Annotated in this window: 14 protein-coding genes; 9 read left to right on the plus strand and 5 right to left on the minus strand. The window is 73.1% G+C overall.

Features of this window, described 5'->3' with window-relative positions; translation table 11 throughout:
- Positions 1-18: 18 nt before the first annotated feature.
- Positions 19-975: an adenosylcobinamide-GDP ribazoletransferase gene (locus ACQEVJ_RS31415; RefSeq protein ID WP_433107304.1), complete on the plus strand. Its 957-nt coding sequence runs from the start codon at positions 19-21 to the stop codon at positions 973-975.
- Between the two features lie 31 nt (positions 976-1,006).
- Here ACQEVJ_RS31415 and ACQEVJ_RS31420 read toward each other — a convergent pair whose 3' ends face one another.
- The 3 genes from ACQEVJ_RS31420 to ACQEVJ_RS31430 are packed head-to-tail and all read right to left on the minus strand — an operon-like array spanning position 1,007 to position 3,299.
- The gene (locus ACQEVJ_RS31420; protein WP_433107306.1) at positions 1,007-1,930 is read right to left on the minus strand and encodes a lysostaphin resistance A-like protein; all 924 of its coding nucleotides are present in this window, start codon (positions 1,928-1,930) and stop codon (positions 1,007-1,009) included.
- A 5-nt stretch (positions 1,931-1,935) separates the two neighbouring features.
- Positions 1,936-2,943 carry a DUF1648 domain-containing protein gene (locus tag ACQEVJ_RS31425; RefSeq protein WP_433107308.1) on the minus strand — a complete coding sequence of 336 codons (1,008 nt, stop codon included), beginning with the start codon at positions 2,941-2,943 and terminating at the stop codon, positions 1,936-1,938.
- Positions 2,940-3,299, minus strand: a complete 360-nt coding sequence (locus ACQEVJ_RS31430) for a GntR family transcriptional regulator (protein WP_433107310.1) — start codon at positions 3,297-3,299, stop codon at positions 2,940-2,942. The genes ACQEVJ_RS31425 and ACQEVJ_RS31430 overlap by 4 nt, the downstream gene beginning before the upstream one ends.
- A gap of 136 nt (positions 3,300-3,435) precedes the next feature.
- Between ACQEVJ_RS31430 and ACQEVJ_RS31435 the strand changes: the two genes are divergently transcribed.
- From ACQEVJ_RS31435 to lipB, 6 genes are all read left to right on the plus strand, one after another.
- Positions 3,436-4,944, plus strand: a complete 1,509-nt coding sequence (locus tag ACQEVJ_RS31435; RefSeq protein WP_433107312.1) for a leucyl aminopeptidase — start codon at positions 3,436-3,438, stop codon at positions 4,942-4,944.
- Positions 4,945-5,096: 152 nt separating this feature from the next.
- Entirely contained in the window at positions 5,097-6,476 is a 1,380-nt protein-coding gene (lpdA, locus tag ACQEVJ_RS31440; RefSeq protein ID WP_433107314.1) for a dihydrolipoyl dehydrogenase, read from the plus strand.
- A 34-nt stretch (positions 6,477-6,510) separates the two neighbouring features.
- Complete coding sequence (gene sucB / locus ACQEVJ_RS31445) at positions 6,511-8,007, plus strand: 2-oxoglutarate dehydrogenase, E2 component, dihydrolipoamide succinyltransferase (protein WP_433107316.1); 1,497 nt, start codon at positions 6,511-6,513, stop codon at positions 8,005-8,007.
- Positions 8,008-8,173: 166 nt separating this feature from the next.
- Positions 8,174-9,070 carry a TIGR01777 family oxidoreductase gene (locus ACQEVJ_RS31450; RefSeq protein ID WP_433107318.1) on the plus strand — a complete coding sequence of 299 codons (897 nt, stop codon included), beginning with the start codon at positions 8,174-8,176 and terminating at the stop codon, positions 9,068-9,070.
- Between the two features lie 34 nt (positions 9,071-9,104).
- Entirely contained in the window at positions 9,105-9,845 is a 741-nt protein-coding gene (locus ACQEVJ_RS31455) for a Type 1 glutamine amidotransferase-like domain-containing protein (protein WP_433107320.1), read from the plus strand.
- Positions 9,846-9,847: 2 nt separating this feature from the next.
- Entirely contained in the window at positions 9,848-10,519 is a 672-nt protein-coding gene (gene lipB / locus ACQEVJ_RS31460) for a lipoyl(octanoyl) transferase LipB (protein ID WP_433107322.1), read from the plus strand.
- Positions 10,520-10,522: 3 nt separating this feature from the next.
- Here lipB and ACQEVJ_RS31465 read toward each other — a convergent pair whose 3' ends face one another.
- Complete coding sequence (locus tag ACQEVJ_RS31465; protein ID WP_433107324.1) at positions 10,523-10,810, minus strand: DUF6204 family protein; 288 nt, start codon at positions 10,808-10,810, stop codon at positions 10,523-10,525.
- Entirely contained in the window at positions 10,807-11,460 is a 654-nt protein-coding gene (locus ACQEVJ_RS31470) for a TetR/AcrR family transcriptional regulator (RefSeq protein WP_433107326.1), read from the minus strand. Before ACQEVJ_RS31470 ends, ACQEVJ_RS31465 begins: the two co-directional genes overlap by 4 nt.
- An 83-nt stretch (positions 11,461-11,543) precedes the next feature.
- On the opposite strand from ACQEVJ_RS31470, the gene ACQEVJ_RS31475 reads away from it, so the two are divergent.
- Positions 11,544-12,734, plus strand: coding sequence for a hypothetical protein (locus ACQEVJ_RS31475; RefSeq protein ID WP_433107328.1), 1,191 nt, complete (start codon positions 11,544-11,546; stop codon positions 12,732-12,734).
- A 135-nt stretch (positions 12,735-12,869) separates the two neighbouring features.
- On the plus strand, positions 12,870-13,811 hold the full coding sequence (gene lipA / locus ACQEVJ_RS31480) for a lipoyl synthase (RefSeq protein ID WP_433107330.1): 942 nt from the start codon (positions 12,870-12,872) through the stop codon (positions 13,809-13,811).
- Positions 13,812-13,822: the final 11 nt, after the last annotated feature.

A 13,822-nucleotide genomic window follows, 5' to 3' on the forward strand; every position in this document is an offset into this window, starting at 1 on the left:
CAACTACGATCTGCCCTCGTGCCCGATGAACCCTCCCGCGTGAGCGGCGCCCGCGCGGCCTGGCGGCTCGCGGTCGGGACCTTCACCGTCTTCCCCGTACGGCCCGTGGATGTGGACCGCGCCGTCGCGGGACGCGCCATGTCGCTGGCGCCGTTCGTCGGCGTGCTCCTCGGCCTGGCCGCCGCCGTGGTGCTCGAGGCCGCCGGCGCGGTGTCGGGCTCGCCGCTGCTCGGCGCCGTCCTCGCGGTGGGGGCGCTGGCCTGGCTGACCCGGGCCCTGCATCTGGACGGCCTCGCGGACCTGGCCGACGGGCTCGGCAGCGGCAAGCCGGCCGACGGCGCGCTCGACGTGATGAAGCGCTCGGACATCGGGCCGTTCGGGGTCGTCACCCTCGTGATCGTCCTGCTCGTCCAGGTGGCCGTGCTGTCGCGGGACGACACGGCCGCCTGGGTCGCGCTGGTGGCGGCCGTGGCGACCGGCAGGCTGGCCGTCACGTGGGCCTGCCGCGAGGGGGTGCCCGCCGCCCGGCCCACCGGCCTCGGCGCGCTCGTCGCCGGCACCGTACGGCGGGGCGCCGCGATCACGGTCACCCTCGCCACGGCGGCCGTCGTGGTGGTGCTCGCCCTTGTGGCGGCGGCCGGCCCGTCGCTGCTGGACTACTGCTGGCCGTTCGATTTGAGGAGCACCTTCGGCTACACCAGCTATTCCGGCGTAGCCCCCTACTCCGAGCTGACCTACGGATACAGCGTCGACGCGGGACCGCGGCCCGCCGGGTTGCTGCACCACCTGTCCGATGATCCGTATCTGATCACGGCGGCCGGGCTGCTGCTGGCGATGGCCGCAGGGCTGGGGGCCGCCGCGCTGCTGCGCCGCCGGGCCGTACGGCGGCTGGGCGGCGTCACGGGCGACGTGCTCGGCGCCCTGGTGGAGACGGCCACGACCGTGACACTGCTGGCCGCCGTTGTGCTGGTGTGACGCTCGTGAACGCGCACGTCACCGCGGCACGTCACTGCGGCGCGGCGACGGGACGCAGCCGGTAGGCGACGAGGACGACGGCCGCGAGCAGCACCCAGCCGACGACACCGGTGATCCCGGCGAGCGCCGCGTCCGGCGGGGCCGCCGCGTCGCCGAGGAGCAGCGCCAGGCCCGTCACGGCGTTCAACGAGCCGTGTGCGATGACCGCGGGCCACACGCTGCGCGAGCGCAGCCGCATCCAGCCGAGCAGCGCCCCGAAGATGACGCAGAAGCCGATGAACAGCACCGCCGCCCAGGCGCCGAGCGACGGGTAGTTGTAGCCCTTCAGTGTGAGCGGGGCGTGCCAGAGACCCCAGATCACGCCGGACAGCACCAGCGCGGGCCACACACGGCGCGCGCCCGGCGCGGACGAGACGGCCGGGTCGCCCAGCAGGCGCGGCAGCAGCCAGCCCCGCCAGCCCCATTCCTCCCCGAGCGCGGGGATCGCGTTGAGGAACGGGGCGATCAGCACGGCCTGCACGACCTGCACGGCGTACAGGACCCGCGGGTCCAGCGGCACCCGGTCGAGGGCCGCGCCCGCCTGCTCGCGGAACAGGCTCAGCCCGGCGAAGTCGAGGCTCACCACGCCGGCGGCCGAGCTGACCAGGAGGGCGACGGCCACGAGAAGCGGCACGCCGAGCAGCGCCGCCACCAGGAGCACGGCCGTCCCGCCCCGATCCGGTCCGAGCGTGAGCCCGGTCGCCCGCGCCCATTCCCTCAGCGGCGTGGCGCGCCGCCTGGTGAGCCACACGGCCAGTACGCCGAGGGAGGGCGTCAGCATCATCAGCCCCCCGACCAGCGCGAAGGCCGGCGTGCCGAGCGATACGGCCCCCGTCCAGACGGGCAGCGCGATCAGCCACGAGACCCCGAACGCGACGAGGAGGAAGAGCCAGACGTCGGCGTGGCGGCGGATCACGGTCATCACCTTTCGACGGAGGGGTGCTGCCGGGCGGCGAGGGCGTTGAGCAGGGCGGCGCCCGCCTCGGCGTCGTCCACGCTGATGGCGAGCCGCCCGCCGGAGGTGTACCGCACGACCAGGCACTCACCGCCGCGGATCATGATGGTGGCCATGCCCGGCAGGCCTCGGAAACCCCATCCGCCCACCTGGATCGGGGATCTCCACTCCACCCACGCCCGCTCGATCCGTTCCAGCCGGACGGTGCGCGTGGGCCACCGCAGCGGGCCGAACGCCATGGTCAGCCCTTCGGGCGTGACCCGTGCCGAGACCGACGACACCGCCAGCCCGACCACGGCCACCAGAGCGAGCGGCAGGGCGGTGGACCACCCCGTGGGCGCCACGCCCCACAGGGCGGCGACCGCGAACGACAGCGCCGCCGCGAACGCCACGAGCGCCAGCCCCACCGCCCAGGGCGCCGTGGCGGTGGACACCCAGACCGGCCGCTTCCCCGGATCGAGATCGATCAGCGGCCCCGGCTGCGTCCCCGCCTGCGGAGCGTCGTCCGGGCCGAGCCGGCCGACGAGCCAGCCGAGCGCTCCCAGCACGAACGCGCCGGCGACGCCCACCGCGACCTGCCAGCTCAGCGGTGCCGCATGGGTCCAGTCGTCGCGGTCGAGGTTGGCGGCGATCGTGAGGGCCTGCGTGCCGATCAGGAAGCCGCCGGTCCAGGCGAGCCCGGCGCAGAACCAGACGCGCGTCCACCGGCGGATCTCCCCGCGGACCCGCGCCATGCCGGCGAGGCTGGTCCCCGCGACGACGGCCCACACCACGGGGAGGAGCACGAAGGCGGCGAACGGCATGGAGCCGTCGGGCCGCCCTGACGGCCCCCAGTGGGTGGCAAGGGGGTCGGGCAGGCGGCCGGCGAACGCCAGCGGCGCCGCCACGAGCACGGCGGTGACCAGGACGGCCCAGGCCGCGGCGGCCAGCTGGAATCGGGTGCGGAAACCGGTCACGGAACTGTCGGCTGTCATGCCATTTCCTCGCTGAGGTCCTTGATGAGGGCGACGACGTCGTCCGCGGTGAGGCCATATCTGGCGGCCTCGTCGAGCAGGTCGCGCGCACGCGTCCTGAGCGCCGCGCGGCCGTCCGGCCGCCGCAGCACGGACACGCCGCGCCCGCGGCGGAACTCCAGCAGCCCCTCGTCCCGCAGGTCGCGCAGTGAGCGCAGCACCGTGTTCGCGTTGACGCCCAGCGCGTGGGCCAGGTCGCGGGCCGGCGGCAGCCGATCTCCTGGGGCGACGTCCCCGGCCCCGATCGCGCGCCTTATGGCGGCGGCCACCTGTTCGTGCAGGGGCCGCGGATCGTTGAGATCGAGCGTGAGCAACATGATGCTATGAACATTAGCACCATCTGTCCGAAAGATCGCGATGGTGCTAGTTTCATTGGCATCATCAAGATTACCGATAGGTAGGATGAACCCTCGTTTATGCGTAGCCGAGTAAGCCCAGCTAGCATCGGCTCACGTGACCACAGTGCGCATAAACGCATCTGACGCGGTCTCCATCGAGACCAGTGCTCTCATAATCGCCGTCCACACGACCCCGGAGGGTCCACGCCCGGCTCCCGGAGGCGAAGGCCTCGACCAGGCCCTGGACGGACGACTCGCCGAGATCCTCACCACCATGGGGTTCACCGGCAAGGCCGAGGAGGTCGTCAAGTTCCCGACCCTCGGGGCGCTGCCCGCGCCCGTCGCCGTCGCCGTGGGCCTCGGCGACGCACCCGAGGACGGCTACGACCTGGAAACCCTGCGCCGTGCGGCCGGAGCGGCCGTCCGCTCCCTCCCCGGCACAGCGTCCGCCGCGCTCGCACTGCCCGCGCGTACGGCCGCCGAGGCGGAGGCCGTGGCGCTGGGCGGCCTGCTGGGCGCCTACGACTTCACGCGATACCGCACCGGCGGTGACCGCAAGCCGCCGGTCGGCGAGCTGGCGGTCCTGTCCGGCGCGGCCGGGGCCGAGGAGGCCGTCGCCCGCGCGGCGACGCTCGCCGACGCCGTCACCCTCGTCCGCGACCTGGTGAACACGCCGCCGTCCGACCTGTGGCCCGCGCGCTTCGCCGAGATCGCCCAGGAGACCGGCGGCGAGGCCGGTCTGTCGGTGGAGGTGCTGGACGAGGTCAGGCTCAAGGAGGACGGCTACGGCGGCATCGTCGGCGTCGGCCAGGGCTCGGTCAACCCGCCGCGCCTGGTCCGCGTCGCCTACAGCCACCCCGAGGCCTCCCGGAAGGTCGCCTTCGTCGGCAAGGGCATCACCTTCGACTCCGGCGGCCTGTCGCTCAAGCCCTCCGCCTCCATGGACTGGATGAAGTCGGACATGGGCGGCGCGGGAGCCGTGTTCGGCGCGCTCGTCGCGATCGCGCGGCTGGGCCTGCGCGTCAACGCGGTCGGCTACCTCTGCCTGGCCGAGAACATGCCCTCGGGCAGCGCCCAGCGCCCCTCCGACGTCCTGCACACCTACAGCGGCAAGACGGTCGAGGTGCTCGACACCGACGCCGAGGGCCGCCTGGTGCTGATCGACGGCATCGCCCGCGCCACCGAGGACAAGCCCGACGTGATCATCGACGTCGCCACCCTGACCGGCGCCCAGATCGTCGCGCTCGGGTGGCGTACGGCCGGCGTGATGGCCAACGACGACGCCCTGCGCGAGGAGATCGTCCGCATCGCCGGCGAGCAGGGCGAGGGCGCCTGGGGCATGCCGCTGCCCGCCGAGCTGCGCAAGGGGCTCGACTCCGCGGTCGCCGACATCGCCAACCTCCAGCCCGAGCGGTGGGGCAGCATGCTCGCCGCGGGCATCTTCCTGCGGGAGTTCGTCCCCGAGGGCGTCCGCTGGGCGCACGTGGACATGGCAGGGCCGGCGTTCAACAAGGGCGAGCCGCACGGCTACACGCCCAAGGGCGGCACCGGCGCCCTGACCCGCACGCTCGTCGCCGTCGCCGAGCGCTACGCGGGGAACGGCACGTCCGCGCAGGCTGTTTAACAGAAAGAGCCCGCGCGGGCTGTTCGAACAGGAAGACGGCTCCACCACGGCGTGCCCGTGCGGGCCCGGGCCGGGGCCACGATCTTCCGGGACAAGTGAAAAGATGCTGCCGGGTCCACCCGGCGGTGCGAATACGACCAAGGAGCATTCCAGTGGCTGATGGCAGCGGCCCCTACGACATCGTCGTCCTAGGTGGCGGTAGCGGTGGTTACGCCTGTGCCCTGCGGGCGGCCGAGCTCGGCATGAACGTCGTCCTCATCGAGAAGGACAAGGTCGGGGGCACCTGCCTGCACCGCGGCTGCATCCCCACCAAGGCGCTGCTGCACGCGGCCGAGCTCGCCGACCAGGCCCGCGAGGGCGAGTCGTTCGGCGTCCGCACCCGGCTGGAGGGCATCGACGTCCCCGGCGTCCACGCGTACAAGGACAAGGTGATCGGGGGCCTCTACAAGGGCCTGGCCGGGCTCATCAAGAGCAAGAAGATCACCGTGGTCGAGGGCGAGGGCCGCCTGGCCGGTCCCAACCGCGTGGTGGTCGGCGACCAGGTGTACGAGGGCCGCAACGTCGTGCTGGCGACCGGCTCGGTGCCGAAGTCGCTGCCCGGCCTGGACATCGACGGCGAAAAGGTGATCAGCAGCGACCACGCGCTGGTGCTCGACCGGGTCCCGTCCTCGGTGGTCATCCTGGGCGGCGGCGTCATCGGCGTCGAGTTCGCCAGCGTGTGGCGCTCGTTCGGCGCCGAGGTCACGATCGTCGAGGCGCTGCCGCACCTGCTGCCGCTGGAGGACGAGTCCAGCTCGAAGCTGCTGGAGCGCGCCTTCCGCCGCCGTGGCATCAAGTACGAGCTGGGCGCCCGGTTCGAGAGCGTCAAGACCACCGACACCGGGGTCGTCGTCTCCCTGGAGAACGGCAAGACCCTCGACGCCGAGATCATGCTCGTCGCCGTCGGCCGCGGCCCGGTCTCGGCCGGCCTCGGCTACGAGGAGAACGGCGTCACGATGGAGCGCGGCTACGTGCTCGTCAACGAGTTCTGCCAGACCAGCGTGCCGGGCGTGTACGCCGTGGGCGACCTGATCCCCACGCTGCAGCTCGCCCACGTCGGCTTCGCCGAGGGCATCCTGGTCGCCGAGCACATCGCCGGGCTGAACCCGGTGCCGATCGACTACGACGGCGTGCCGCGCATCACCTACTCCGAGCCCGAGGTCGCGTCGGTGGGCATCGCCACGTCGGTCGCCCGCGAGCGCGGTCACGACGTCGTCGAGCTGAGCTACAACCTCGCGGGCAACGGCAGGAGCAAGATCCTGCAGACCCAGGGCGAGGTCAAGGTCGTCGCCGAGCGCGACGGCCGGGTGCTCGGCGTCCACATGGTCGGCGGCCGGGTGGGCGAGCTGATCGCGGAGGCTCAGCTGATCTTCAACTGGGAGGCCACCGCCACCGACGTCGCCCAGCTCATCCACCCGCACCCGACCCAGTCCGAGGCCCTCGGCGAGGCCATGCTGGCCCTGGCCGGCAAGCCGCTGCACGTCCACAACTGAAGCCCTCCTAGCGAACGCGAGAGAAGAAGACACCATGCCGGTCTCCGTAACCATGCCCCAGCTCGGCGAGAGCGTTACCGAGGGCACCGTCACACGCTGGCTGAAGAAGGAAGGCGACCGCGTCGAGGCCGACGAGCCGCTCCTCGAGGTGTCCACCGACAAGGTCGACACCGAGATCCCTTCGCCGTCCGCCGGCTACCTGACCAAGATCATCGTTGCCGAGGACGAGACGGTCGAGGTCGGCGCCGAGCTCGCCCTGATCGACTCCGAGGCGGGCGCCGCTCCGGCCGCCGCCGAGCCGGCGGCGCCGGCTCCCGCTCCGCAGCCCGAGCCCGAGCCGGAGCCCGCTCCGGCCCCGGCGCAGGCGGCGGCGCCCGAGCCCGCTCCCGCCGCACCGATCTCGTCGATCCCGCAGCCCGCGCCCGCCGTGGTGACGCCGCAGCCGGTGCCCCCGGCGCCCGCGCCCACCCCGGCCCCGCAGGCCCCGGCTCCGCAGCAGCAGGCGCCGGCCGCGCAGCCGAGCGAGCCGACCCCGCTGCCCTCGTCCGGCGAGAGCCCGTACGTCACGCCGCTGGTCCGCAAGCTCGCCGCCGAGCACGGCGTCGACCTCGACGCGCTGACCGGCACCGGCGTCGGCGGCCGGATCCGCAAGCAGGACGTGATCGAGGCCGCCCGCGTCCAGCGCGAGCAGGCCGCCGCCGCTGCCGCCGCTCCTGCGGCCCCGCAGGCGGCGCCCGCCCCGGCCCAGGCGCCCGCCGCCCCGGCCGCCGCCGCGCCCGCGGCGTCGGAGGTGCGGGTGGACACCACGCTGCGCGGCCGTACCGAGAAGATGTCGCGCCTGCGGCAGACCATCGCCAAGCGCATGGTGGAGTCGCTGCAGGTCTCGGCCCAGCTCACCACCGTGGTCGAGGTCGACGTCACCCGCATCGCCCGCCTGCGCGACCGGGCCAAGGACGAGTTCCAGCGGCGCGAGGGCGTGAAGCTGTCGTTCATGCCGTTCTTCGCGATGGCCGCGGTCGAGGCGCTCAAGCAGCACCCGAAGCTGAACGCCACGATCAACAGCGAGACCAACGAGGTCACCTACTTCGACGTCGAGCACCTCGGCTTCGCGACCGACACCGAGCGCGGCCTGCTCGTCCCGGTGATCAAGAACGCGGGCGACCTCAACATCGCCGGGCTCGCCCGTAAGATCGCCGACCTGGCCGAGCGCACCCGCACCAACAAGGTGGGCCCTGACGAGATCACCGGCGGCACGTTCACGCTGACCAACACCGGCAGCCGGGGCGCGCTGTTCGACACGCCGATCCTCAACCAGCCGCAGGTCGGCATGCTGGGCACCGGCGCGGTCGTCAAGCGCCCGGTCGTCGTGAACACTCCGGAGGGCGAGGTCATCGCGGTCCGCTCGATGGTGTACCTCGCGCTCAGCTACGACCACCGCCTGGTCGACGGCGCCGACGCGGCCCGCTTCCTCACGACGCTCAAGCACCGTCTCGAGGAGGGCCGCTTCGAGGCCCAGCTCGGCCTGGCGTAGCCGTACGCCCGGGAGCGGCGCGAGCCGTACCCCCGGACGCCATCGGGGCCGTCCCGCGCTTCGCGGGGCGGCCCTCGCCGTCTCCGGCCCCGTCGTCGAGAACATCCGCCCGGCCGCCTCGCGCAGCCGCGGCGGAACCGCTCCTCGCGGGGGTAGTGACCCGTGTGTGGAGACGACGACAGTGGTGACGGGCTCCTCGGGACTGCTCGGGACGGCTCTGGTGAGCGCGCTGCGCGCCGACGGGCACGAGGTGCGCCGGCTCGTACGGCGCCCGCCCGCCGGGCCCGACGAGCGCTTCTGGGACCCGGCGGGCGGCGTGCTCGACCCCGGGGCGCTGGAGGGCGCGGACGCCGTCGTCCACCTGGCCGGCGCCGGGATCGGCGACCGCCGGTGGTCCGAGGCGTACAAGCGGGAGCTGGTGGACAGCCGCGTCACCGGCACGCGTGCCCTCGCCGAGGCGATGGCCCGCGCCGAGGGCGGACCGCGGGTGCTGCTGTCCTCCTCCGCGATCGGCTTCTACGGCGACACCGGCGACCGTGAGGTGGACGAGTCCGCGCCGCCGGGCACGGGCTTCCTGGCCGATCTGGTGCGCGCCTGGGAGGCCGCCACCGCACCCGCGGGAGAGGCGGGCGTGCGGGTGACGCCACTGCGCAGCGGCGTCGTGCTCAGCGGCCGGGGCGGCGCGCTCGCCCGGATGCTGCCGATCTTCAAGATGGGCGCGGGCGCCGTGCTCGGCAGCGGCAGGCAGTACGTCTCGTGGATCTCGCTGCCCGACTGGGTGGACGCGGTCCGCTTCCTGCTCGCGCACGAGCTGGCCGGGCCGGTGAACCTCACGGCTCCCGAGCCGGTGACCAACGCCGGCTACACCGCCGCTCTCGCGAAGGCGCTGCGGCGCCCGACGATGCCGCTGCCGACCCCGCGTCTCGCGCTGCGCCTGGCGCTCGGGGAGTTCGCGGACGAGGCCCTGCTCGCCGGCCAGCGGGTGCTCCCCCGGCGGCTGCTCGACGCAGGTCATCGGTTCGCCCATCCCACCATCGGCGAGGCGCTGGCCGCCGTACTCTAAAGAGTCATTCGATCCGGGAACGGAAGTGGTGGGCATGAGCCGCATCGGGCAATCGCACATCGTCGCCATCGGAGGCGGGTCATTCCGGCAGACGGAGCGGTACGGGTTCATCGAGCCGACCGCGCTGCTGCGCTACGTCCTCGACCTGACCGGGCAGGACCGGCCCAAGCTCGGCCTGCTCGCCACGGCCACCGGCGACGACGCCGACTGGCTGCTCAAGATGTACGGCGCGTTCACCCGCTGGGACGTCGAGGTGAGCCACCTGACGGTCTTCCCGATGCCGAACGTCGAGGACCCCCGCGAGTGGATCCTGGAGCAGGACGCGATCTACGTGAGCGGCGGCAGCGTCGCCAACCTCGCCGCGCTGTGGCGGCTGCACGGCCTGGACGAGGCGTTCGCCGAGGCGTGGCGGGCCGGGATCGTGCTGTCCGGGCAGAGCGCCGGCGCGCTGTGCTGGCACGTCGGCGGCAACACCGACTCGTTCGGGCCGAGGCTGCGGCCCTGGGCCGAGGGCCTGGGCCTGCTCCCCTACTCCTGCGGCGTCCACTACAACTCCGACCCCCAGCGGCGGGCGCTGCTGCACGAGTCGGTCGCGTCGGGCGAGCTGCCCGAGGGGTACGCCGCCGACGAGGGCGTGGCGCTCCACTACGTGGGCACGGAGTTCATCCAGGCCGTGACCACCGACCCCGAGGGATACGCCTACCGGATCGAGCGGGACGGGCCCGCCGTGAAGGAGCTGCGTATCGAGCCCCGGCTGCTGACCTCTACGCTGTGAACGTGAAGGGCGATGGGAACGTGAAGGGCGTGGCCATCGTCCGCCTGGGCGTCGACGTACCGTACGAGCAGGCGTGGACCCTGCAGCGGCGGCTGCACGCCCGGCGGGCGGCCGACGAGATCTCCGACGTGTGCCTCATCCTGGAGCACGCCCCCGTCTACACGGCGGGCAAGCGGACGCTGCCGCACGAGCGGCCGGTCGACGGCACGCCGGTCATCGACGTGGACCGAGGCGGGAAGATCACCTGGCATGGCCCGGGGCAGCTCGTCTGCTACCCCATCATCCGCATCGGCGACGTGGTCGCCTACATCCGGTTGCTGGAAGAGGTCCTGATCCAGGTCTGCGCCGACTTCGGGCTGACGGCGCGGCGGGTCGAGGGCCGCGGCGGGGTGTGGGTGCCCGGCGACCCCGCGCACGGGCTGCCCGACCGCAGGCTCGGCACGATCGGCATCCGGGTCTCCGGCGGGGTCACCATGCACGGCTTCGCGCTCAACTGCGTCAACGACCTGAGCTGGTACACCCGCATCACCGGTGACGACGCCGGGGTCACGTCGCTGGCGGCCGAGACCGGCCGGCGGATCACGGTCGACGAGGTCATCCCGTTCGCCGGCAAGCGCCTCGCCGAGGCCCTCGGCGAGGAGCCGTACGACCTGTACGAGGAGGATCTCGCCTGAGGGCTACGCGCCGCGGCCCTTCCGGCGGATCTTGATCTGGCGCATGTCGGTCACCGCGAGCTGCAGGATCTCGTACGGGTGCCCGTGCGCGTCCAGCGCGGCCATCGCCCCCAGCGCGGCCTCTTCCTCGCCGTCGTCCGGCCCCGCGGGCACCTGGCAGCGGAAGGTGAAGGCGGACACGCTCGCGTCGTGGGTGAACGTGCCGCCCTCGGTGTAGGCCGCGCCGCCCGCCGCCGTCACGGCGGCCCGGCCGGCGTCGTCGAGGCCCTTGAACTTCCCTCTGATCGTCACTCTGAACACGGTCGTCCCTCTCGTACGGCATAGGTGCGGGCGCGCTCGCCCAGGAGGCTCTCGGCGACGTCGAGCAACTCCAGCACGGCGGCCGCGATGGCGTCCGGGCTCTCCCCCGCCGCCGTCCGCCGCCCGATCTCGGCGTACACCAGCGAGTGGAGACAGCCGATGTGCCAGGCGACCACGCGCGGCAGCGGATCGCCGGCGTCCGCGCCGGTCTCCTCGGCCAGCGCGACCGCCAGCGCGTCGGTCATCTCGCGGCCGAGGTCCTCAAGCCGGGCGGTCAGCGTGGGGGCGGCCCGCATCATCTCCAGCACGCGCCCGAATCCCGCACTCAGCCCGACCGTGCGTTCGCGCCCGTGTATCTCCCGGCGCAGGCGCTCCAGCACCGCGACAGCCGCCGACTGGCCCGCCGGCCGCTCCCGCACGATGTCGGCCAGCCGCCGCGGCGACGCCTCCTCGGGCGGAAGGACCAGGTCCTCCTTGGCCTGGAAGTAGTTGTAGACGGTGTTCACCGACACCTCCGCGGCCTCCGCCACCTCGGCCATCGTGACGTTGTCGAAGCCGCGCTCGACGAACAGCCCGACCGCCGCCTCGGCGATGCGCTGCCGGGTCCGCCGCTTCTTGCGCTCCCGCAGTCCCTCGGCCATTTCTGCACTCTACTTCAAATTTGCAATCGGCTGCACTATTTCAAGGTCTCGCCGAGCGAGATGTGCTCGGACATACTCGCGGCATGCGCCTCTCCTCACCCCCCGGCGAGGTCCACACCGATCCGCTTCCCCGTGACGCCAGGAGGCGGTTCCTCCGGCTGCGGGGCCTGCGGCTGGACAGGCCGCCCCGCTGGACGGCCGCCAGGCTGGTCTCCCTCGCGCTGTCGGCCGTCGTCCACGCGGCGACCGCCGCCATCCTGGCCTGCGGCGTCCTCATCGTCGTCGACTGGCACGGCAACGTGCTCGGCTGGCTGTTCGGCGGCGCGCTCGTCGCCATCGCGATCTTGACCAGGCCCCGGACGGTCCGGCCGCCGGACGGCGTCGAGGAGGTCACCAGGGAGCAGGCGCCGACCCTGTTCGAGGTGGCCGACCGAATCGCCGGGGCGGTCGGCGCGGCGCCCCCCGCCGCGATCTACCTGCACGACCGCCTCTTCCGGTGCGCCCACCTGCGGACCGGGGTGTGGGCCCGGGTGCGGCGGCGGCCCGTGCTGCTCGTCGGGCTTCCGCTGCTGCTCACCCTGACGCCGCGCGAGCGGGCGGGCATGCTCGGCGCGGAACTCGCGCGCGACGTCAGCGGCGACCCCGGCCGCGGCCTGCTCGTCCCGGCCGCGCTCGCCACCACGGGAGAGTGGCGGCACGCCCTGATGGGCATGCGGGTGGACCGGTACCGCGACTTCGGCGACCCCCTGCTGGACGGACACAGCGCCGTTCCAGGGGGCAGGATGGCGTCGCAGGCGATCGGCAAGGTCACCGGCTGGGTGCTGGTGTGGCCGCTGCTGCTCGCCGAGCTCGCGCTGCGGCGGCTCGTCTCCGCCCAGTCGCAGCACGCCGTCTACTACGCCGACCAGGTCGCGGCCCGCGCCGTCTCGTCGCGGGCCGTGGTCGAGTACGTCGACGCGCTCACCACTGCGGAAAGCCGCCTCACCCCCGTCATGGCCGCGGCCAGGCGCGGGGAGACGGCTGAGGAGATCCGCCGCGCCGTCCTCTCCAGGGACCCCGATCCCGGCCTGGTGGCCGCGCGCCGTGAGGCCTCCCTCGCCGGGCAGGCCGCCTGGCAGGCGGAGCCGCCGACGGCGCTCAGGGCCGTCCTCCTCGAATCGGCCGGCGTCGACGACGGCGCGGTGGGCCTCGGCTCCGGCGAGTCGGACCGGATCGACGCCGAGCTGTCCCGCCACCTCGGGCGGGCGGTCCGGGAGCTGTCCCGGATCACCTGAAGGCAGGTAATAAGCTGGGCTCGTGAACGAGCGTTCCGACTGGCACGCAGGCCCGCGTACGGCGCAGGGCCCCGTGCTCCCGCTCGGACCCCGGGCCCGCGGACCGCTGCCGCGGAGTGCTGTGAAGGAAGTCGCATGACCGTCGCTCCTGAAGGCCGAAAGCTCCTCCGCCTGGAGGTGCGCAACAGCCAGACCCCCATCGAGAAGAAGCCGCCGTGGATCAAGACGCGGCTGCGCAACGGCCCCAACTTCAACGAGATCAAGTCGTTGGTGAAGGGCGCGGGGCTGCACACCGTGTGCCAGGAGGCGGGCTGTCCCAACATCTCCGAATGCTGGGAGGACCGCGAGGCCACCTTCCTCATCGGCGGCGACCAGTGCACCCGGCGCTGCGACTTCTGCCAGATCGACACCGGCAAGCCGGCCGAGTACGACAGGGACGAGCCGCGCCGCGTCGCCGAGTCGGTGCGGCAGATGGGCCTGCGCTACGCCACGGTGACCGGCGTCGCCCGTGACGACCTGCCCGACGGCGGCTCCTGGCTGTACGCGGAGACCGCCCGGCAGATCCACGAGATGGTGCCCGGGTGCGGCGTCGAACTGCTGGTTCCGGACTTCAACGGCGACCGCGGCCAGCTCGAGGAGGTCTTCTCCAGCAGGCCCGAGGTCTTCGCGCACAACATCGAGACCGTGCCCCGGATCTTCAAGCGGATCCGGCCCGCGTTCCGCTACGAGCGCTCGCTGGCGGTGATCAGCATGGCCCGCGAGGCGGGGCTGGTCACTAAGTCGAACCTCATCCTCGGCATGGGCGAGGAGCGCGAGGAGATCACCCAGGCGCTGCGCGACCTCCACGAGGCCGGTTGCGACCTGGTGACCATCACGCAGTACCTGCGCCCCACCCAGCGCCACCACCCCGTGGACCGCTGGGTCAAGCCCGAGGAGTTCGTGGAGCTCCAGCAGGAGGCCGAGGAGATCGGTTTCGCCGGCGTCATGTCCGGCCCGCTGGTGCGCTCGTCCTACCGGGCCGGCCGTCTGTACCAGCAGGCGATCGCCGCCCGCGTGGGCGAGTCTCGTTTTCATTAAGTCAGCTCAAG

The sequence above is a fragment of the Microbispora sp. CA-102843 genome, from assembly GCF_050936215.1.
In the GTDB taxonomy this organism is placed as follows: domain Bacteria; phylum Actinomycetota; class Actinomycetes; order Streptosporangiales; family Streptosporangiaceae; genus Microbispora.

Coding starts and splice junctions, on each gene's coding strand:
- ACQEVJ_RS31425 (WP_433107308.1), bottom strand. CDS start 2,943: ATGACAGCCGACAGTTCCGTGACCGGTTTCCGCACCCGATTCCAGCTG.
- ACQEVJ_RS31430 (WP_433107310.1), bottom strand. CDS start 3,299: ATGTTGCTCACGCTCGATCTCAACGATCCGCGGCCCCTGCACGAACAG.
- sucB (WP_433107316.1), top strand. CDS start 6,511: ATGCCGGTCTCCGTAACCATGCCCCAGCTCGGCGAGAGCGTTACCGAG.
- ACQEVJ_RS31455 (WP_433107320.1), top strand. CDS start 9,105: ATGAGCCGCATCGGGCAATCGCACATCGTCGCCATCGGAGGCGGGTCA.
- ACQEVJ_RS31470 (WP_433107326.1), bottom strand. CDS start 11,460: ATGGCCGAGGGACTGCGGGAGCGCAAGAAGCGGCGGACCCGGCAGCGC.
- ACQEVJ_RS31475 (WP_433107328.1), top strand. CDS start 11,544: ATGCGCCTCTCCTCACCCCCCGGCGAGGTCCACACCGATCCGCTTCCC.
- lipA (WP_433107330.1), top strand. CDS start 12,870: ATGACCGTCGCTCCTGAAGGCCGAAAGCTCCTCCGCCTGGAGGTGCGC.